At 71.2% G+C, this 6,277-nt stretch carries 3 protein-coding genes; all 3 read right to left on the bottom strand.

Going from position 1 to position 6,277, the window contains the following annotated elements; translation table 11 throughout:
• Positions 1 to 115: 115 nt before the first annotated feature.
• Positions 116 to 1,564 (bottom strand): S28 family serine protease, encoded by a 1,449-nt coding sequence (locus ACFTZC_RS07265; protein WP_382887654.1) that lies wholly within the window; start codon positions 1,562 to 1,564, stop codon positions 116 to 118.
• A gap of 128 nt (positions 1,565 to 1,692) precedes the next feature.
• Positions 1,693 to 2,043, bottom strand: coding sequence for a hypothetical protein (locus tag ACFTZC_RS07260; RefSeq protein WP_382887792.1), 351 nt, complete (start codon positions 2,041 to 2,043; stop codon positions 1,693 to 1,695).
• Positions 2,044 to 2,283: 240 nt separating this feature from the next.
• Positions 2,284 to 6,213 (bottom strand): ABC transporter ATP-binding protein, encoded by a 3,930-nt coding sequence (locus ACFTZC_RS07255; protein ID WP_382887652.1) that lies wholly within the window; start codon positions 6,211 to 6,213, stop codon positions 2,284 to 2,286.
• Positions 6,214 to 6,277 lie beyond the last annotated feature (64 nt).

Raw genomic sequence — 6,277 nt, 5'->3', positions numbered from 1 at the left:
GGGGGGTGTTTTCACCCCCTCCACCCCCCCCCCGGGGGGGGGGGGCGCCCGCCCCCGGCGGGGCGCCCCCCCCCCACCCCACATCCATGGGCTCAAGGCCTCACGGGCCTACGGCTTACGGGCGCAGCGCGTGCTCCCGCTGCACCTTCTGCTTGTCGAGCTTGCTGTCGAACGGCGCCAGCGGCTTCGCCTTCGCCGCGTCCTTCTGGACGGCGGCCGGGGCGACGCCCGCCCACTCCAGGATCCTGGCCGTGGCCTTCGCCTGCTCGTCGGGCACGAGACCGGCGACATTGGCACCGTGGTTGGCACCCGGCGCCACGTACACATAGCTGTCGCGCGCGCCCTTGCCCAGGCGGAATTGCTCGGCGCCCCACGGGTCGTTCTGTCCGTACACGAACAGCATCTGGTTCGCGTGGTGGCGGACCCAGCTGTCGACGGCGGGCATCGCCAGCGGGTTGAACCGCATCGGGATGGCGCGCGGCACGAAGTTCCGCGGCGGCTGGTACCCGTACCGGCTCAGCTTGCCCAGGTGCGGCAGCTTGATGGTGGGCGAGCCCAGCTCGGTACCCGCCTGGTAGTAGTACGGCGTGTACGGCTCAAGCCCCTGGTCCGTGTAGAAGGAGAACCCGGAGATCGAGTCGATGATGTCGTAGATCTCCTGGTCGGAGGCGGTGGCCGGCGGGATGTACTGGCAGTCCGACTCCGAGCTGTACTGCCAGAAGGCCCAGACGAAGTCGAGGACCACGGCTTCGTACGCCCGGTCGAGCGAGCCGACCGTCGTGAAGGTCGCGCCCTCGGCCTCCGCCCACTCCTGGTAGCGCAGCTCCAGCGGCGCGCGCCGGACGAGCGCCTCGCGCTGCACAGCGTTGAGCCGGTCGCGGCACTCCTTGGTGCCCACGCGCTCGAAGAACCGGTCGTACGCCGAGTCCTCCTTGTTGACCACGTCGTTGGGCGCGACGTACGCGACAACGCCGTCCATGTCGCGCGGGTAGAAGCGCTCGTAGTACGTGGCGGTCATGCCGCCCTTGGAACCGCCCGTGGCGAGCCACTTCTTGCCGTAGATCTTCTTCAGCGCGGTGAAGATCCGGTGCTGGTCACTGGCCGCCTGCCAGATCGTCAGCTTCGACCAGTCGGCCGGCTGCGGCCGGGACGGGGTGAAGAAGCGGTACTCCAGCGAGACCTGGTTGCCGTCGACGATCCGGGTCGGCTCGCTGCGGCTCGGGTTGGTGGAGACGTTGTAGCCGCTGGTGAAGAAGACCGTGGGGCGGCTGGTGTCCTTGTGCAGCAGAGTGAGGCGCTGCTGGAAGGTGCCCTTGGACGGATTCCGGTGATCGACCGGCTGCGTGTAGTTGAGGACGAAGTAGCGGTACCCCTCGTACGGCTTCTCCTGGATCAGGCTCATCCCCGGGATCGCGAGGATACGGTCCTTGATGTCGGTGGCGGCGGTGGCCGCTTCCGGTGCGGGCGCGGTGGCCGTGGCGGCGGTGGCCGTGGCCACGCCTGCCGTGGTCACGGTGCCTATGACCAGTACGAGCGACAACACCCATCTCAGCGCCTTGCGCATTCACGCTCCCTGTGTTCATGACAGACGCCGTGAACTTAACCGGATCGGCACGCGACCCGCCAGACCCGCACCTCCCGGTCTGACGGACGGTCACCCCACGGACGCTGAGGAGCGGGACGCCCGCGAGGTCAGCAGAGGATCCAGCCCGTGGAGCCCTTCTTCCCCGAGACCACGCCGGAGGCCCGTACACAGCGGTTCAGCGCGTGCACCGTGACCGGCCCCGCCTGACGTGTATAACTCCCGCTGTCCACCACGGGGTTCCCGCCGCGCGGCTGGAGACTGACCGACATGGCGCGCTTCTTGCCCGGGTTCTTGGCGACGGTGATCGCACAGGCGTAGCCGCGGGCCTTGTAGATGCGCAGCTCGCCGGTGGAGAACGCCACCGTCTTCTCCGGCCGCCCCGAACAGACGGACGCGGCCTCGGCGCCCTGCGCGCCGGAGGCGCCCACCACGAGGGCGCCTGTGGCGCTCAGCGTCACGAGGCCGTGCAGCAGCACCTTGGGCACCCTGCCGCCGCCGTTGAATCCGAACACCCATTCCCCCAAGAGTTGTCATGCGTACGTACGTACGACGCCTTGGGCGGTCCGGATGGTTGCAAGAGCGTGTGGGAGCCACAGGGGGCTACAGGTGCCACAGGGGTTACGGGTTCCATGGAGGTCCCGTGGACCGCGGCGGGCTCGTAGTTCAGGTCACCGTGGGCGAGCCTCCGGCCGGGCGTCTCACGAGACGACCGCGGGCTCCTCCTCCCCGATGAAGCTCCGCCACAGCCGCGTGTACCGGCCGTCCAGCGCGAGCAGTTCCTCGTGCGTGCCGTCCTCCACGACCTGCCCGTGGTCCATCACGATCACCCGGTCCGCGCGCGCCGCCGTGGTCAGCCGGTGCGCGACGACCAGTGTTGTACGGCGCCCCGCGAGCCGGTCGGTCGCCTGGTTGACCAGCGCCTCGCTGGCCAGGTCCAGGGCGGCGGTCGCCTCGTCCAGCAGCAGGATGTCCGGGTCGACCAGTTCGGCGCGGGCGAGGGCGATGAGCTGGCGCTGCCCGGCCGAGAGGTTACGGCCGCGCTCGGCGACCTCGTGCAGATAGCCGCCGTCCAGGGTGGCGATCATCTCGTGCGCGCCGACCGCACGCGCCGCGGCCTCCACCTCCGCGTCGGTCGCCTCGGGGCGCCCGTACGCGATGGCGTCGCGGACCGTACCGACGAAGAGGTACGCCTCCTGCGGGACGACGCCGAGCCGGCGCCGGTACGCCGTCAGGTCCAGGTCGCGCAGATCGGTGCCGTCGGCCGTGACCCGGCCACCGGTCGGGTCGTAGAACCGGGCGACCAGCTTGACGAGCGTCGACTTGCCGGCGCCGGTCTCGCCGACGAAGGCGACGGTCTGCCCGGCCGGTATGCGCAGGTCGACCCCGGTAAGAGCGGCCTCCCCCGAGCCGCCTGCCGTGACCCCCGATGCCGTGATCCCGGCTGCCGTCGCGTCGCCCGCCGTGACGCCGTCCGCCGTCACATCGCCCGCCGCTCCGGCCTCCGGCTCGTCGCCCTGGTAGGCGAAGTGGACGTCCTCGAAGGTGATCTCCCCGCGCAGCGACAGCACGTCGAGGGCCTTCTTCGGGGCCGCCGTCGACGTCGGCTCCCGCAGCAGCTCCTGGATCCGGCCGAGCGAGACGGTCGCCTGCTGGTAGCCGTCGAAGACCTGCGAGAGCTGCTGCACGGGCGCGAAGAACAGGTCGATGTAGAGGAGGTACGCGACCAGCGCGCCCGTCGTCAGCGTCCCCGCCTCCACCCGGCCCGCGCCCACGATCAGCACGGCCGCCGCCGCCACCGACGACAGGAGCTGGACGAAGGGGAAGTAGACCGATATCAGCCACTGGCCGCGCACCCGGGCCGCGCGGTAGTGGTCGCTGCGGCCGGCGAAGCGCTCGCCGCTGTCGCCCTCGCGCCGGAACGCCTGCACGATCCGGAGCCCGGACACCGACTCCTGGAGGTCGGCGTTGACGACACTGATGCGCTCGCGCGCCAGTTCGTACGCCTGGACGCTTTTGCGGCGGAAGAAGACCGTACCGATGATCAGCACGGGCAGCGTCGCGAAGACGACGAGCGCCAGCTCCAGGTCGATCACGAGCAGGACGACGAGGATGCCGGCGAAGGTGACGACGGAGACGAACGCGGTGACCAGCCCGGTCTGCAGGAACGTCGACAGGGCGTCGACGTCGGTGGTCATCCGGGTCATGATGCGGCCGGTCAGCTCGCGTTCGTAGTAGTCGAGACCGAGCCGCTGGAGCTGCGCGAAGATCTTCAGGCGCAGGGAGTAGAGAATCCTTTCCCCGGTGCGGCCGGTCTTCCGCATCTCGCCGATCTGGGCCGCCCACTGGACGACTACGGTCAGCAGGCCGAGCGAGGCGGCCACCCACACCGCGCCGAGCGCGAGCTGTTCGACGCCCTGGTCGATGCCGTGCCGGATGAGGACCGGCAGCAGCAGCCCCATCCCGGCGTCCACGGCGACCAGGGCCAGGCTGGCCAGCAACGGCAGCCCGAAGCCGCGGAGCAGCCTGCGCAGCCCGTACGACTCCTCGGCGGCGACGGCGCGCGCCTCGTCGACCTCGGGGACATCGGTGGCCGGGGGCAGCGCTTCGACCTGGGCGAGCAGTTCGGGGGTGGCACCGGCGTCGGCGGGGGCACCGGCGGCGAGTTCGTCCCGTACCCACAGGGCCGGGGTGACGCCGCGCTCCGCGTCGAACTCTGCGTCGATCTCCTGCTGGACCTGCTGGAGCGCGAGGTCGTCCGCCGGGCAGCCGTCCGTCACCGGACACCCGTCCTTCGTACGCGCCGGTGACGGCGACGGACCCGCCTCCGGCCGAGGAGCCTCGGACGTTCCCGCGTCCGGGTCGGCGTCGTCGCGGGCGCCCCCCGGTGAGGTGGAGCCCAGTTCGTCGGGCTCGGTCAGCAGCCGCCGGTAGAGGGCGGAACGCCGCTGGAGCTCCTCGTGCGTACCGACGTCGGAGAGGCGTCCCGCGTCCAGTACGGCGATCCGGTCGGCCAGGCCGAGGGTGGAGCGGCGGTGGGCGATGAGCAGCGTCGTGCGCCCGGCCATCACCGCGCGCAGCGCCTCGTGGATCTCGTGCTCCACGCGGGAGTCGACGGCGGAGGTGGCGTCGTCCAGGACGAGCAGCCGGGGGTCGGTGAGGATCGCGCGGGCGAGGGCGATGCGCTGGCGCTGGCCGCCCGAGAGCGTGAGGCCCTGCTCGCCGACCTTGGTGTCGTAGCCGCCGGGCAGTTCGCTGATGAAGCCGTGGGCCTGGGCGGCGCGGGTGGCCCGGACGATCTCCTCGTCGGTGGCGTCGGGTTTGCCGTACGCGATGTTGGCGCGGACGGTGTCGGAGAAGAGGAAGCTGTCCTCGGGCACGAGGCCGATCGCGGCGCGCAGCGAGGCGAGGGTGAGTTCGCGGACGTCACGTCCGCCGACGAGGACGGCGCCGTGGGTCACGTCGTAGAAGCGGGGCAGCAGGAGCGAGAGCGTGGACTTGCCGCTGCCGGAGGCGCCGACGACGGCGACCGTCTCGCCGGGGGCCAGCTCCAGCGAGAAGCCGTCGAGGACGGGGCGGCCGTCCTCGTACGCGAAGGACACGCCGTCGAACTCGACCGACGCCTCCGCGTCGGCCGGCAGCTCCTTCGTCCCGTCCTGGAGGGTGGGTTCGGTGTCGATCAGCTCCAGTACGCGTTCCACCCCGGCCCGCGCCTGCTGGCCGACGGTCAGGACCATGGCGAGCATCCTGACGGGGCCGACGAGCTGGGCCAGATAGGTGGAGAAGGCGACGAACGTGCCGAGGGTGATCTGGCCCCGGGTGGCCAGCCAGCCGCCGAGCGCGAGCATCGCGACCTGTCCGAGCGCGGGGACCGCCTGGAGCGCGGGGGTGTAGCGGGCGTTGAGCCGGATGGTCCGCAGCCGGCCGGCGAACAGCCTGCGCCCGGCCTCGCGGAGCTTCCCGGTCTCCTGGTCCTCCTGGCCGAAGCCCTTGACGACGCGGACGCCGGAGACGGCGCCGTCCACGACACCGGCGACGGCACCGGCCTGGGCCTGCGCGTACCAGGTGGCCGGGTGCAGCTTGGTACGGCTGCGGCGGGCTATGTACCAGAGGGCGGGCGCGACGGCCAGGGCTATCAGGGTCAGCGGCGGCGAGAGCCACGCCATGATCGCCAGGGACATCAGGAAGAGCAGGACGTTGCCGATGGTCATCGGCAGCATGAAGAGCAGCCCCTGGATGAGCTGGAGGTCGCTGGTGGCGCGGCCGATGACCTGACCGGTGGAGAGGGTGTCCTGACGGCGCCCGTCGAGCCGGGAGATCGTGGCGTACATCTCCGTACGGAGGTCGTGCTGGACGTCGAGGGCGAGCCGTCCGCCGTAGTACCGGCGGATGTAGGTGGCCGCGTAGACGACGAGCGCGGCCACGACGAGCAGCCCGGTCCAGACGAACAGCGAGCGGTGCCCCGCGCCGATCACGTCGTCGATGACGACCTTGGTGATCAGCGGGACAAGGGCCATCACCGCCATGCCGGCCAGCGACGATCCGAGCGCGAGGATCACATTGCGCCGATACCGCCACGCGTACCCGGCCAGCCGCCGTGCCCAGCCCTGCTCTGCCGACCCGCCCGCCACTGCTGCCTCCCGTCGCCCGGACGCCCGCCCTCGGGCGTCCTGATCTGCCGGAATGCACCAACGC

Source organism: Streptomyces sp. NPDC056987, assembly GCF_042673865.1.
Taxonomy (GTDB): domain Bacteria; phylum Actinomycetota; class Actinomycetes; order Streptomycetales; family Streptomycetaceae; genus Streptomyces.
This window is presented reverse-complemented; position numbering and strand designations above follow the sequence as displayed.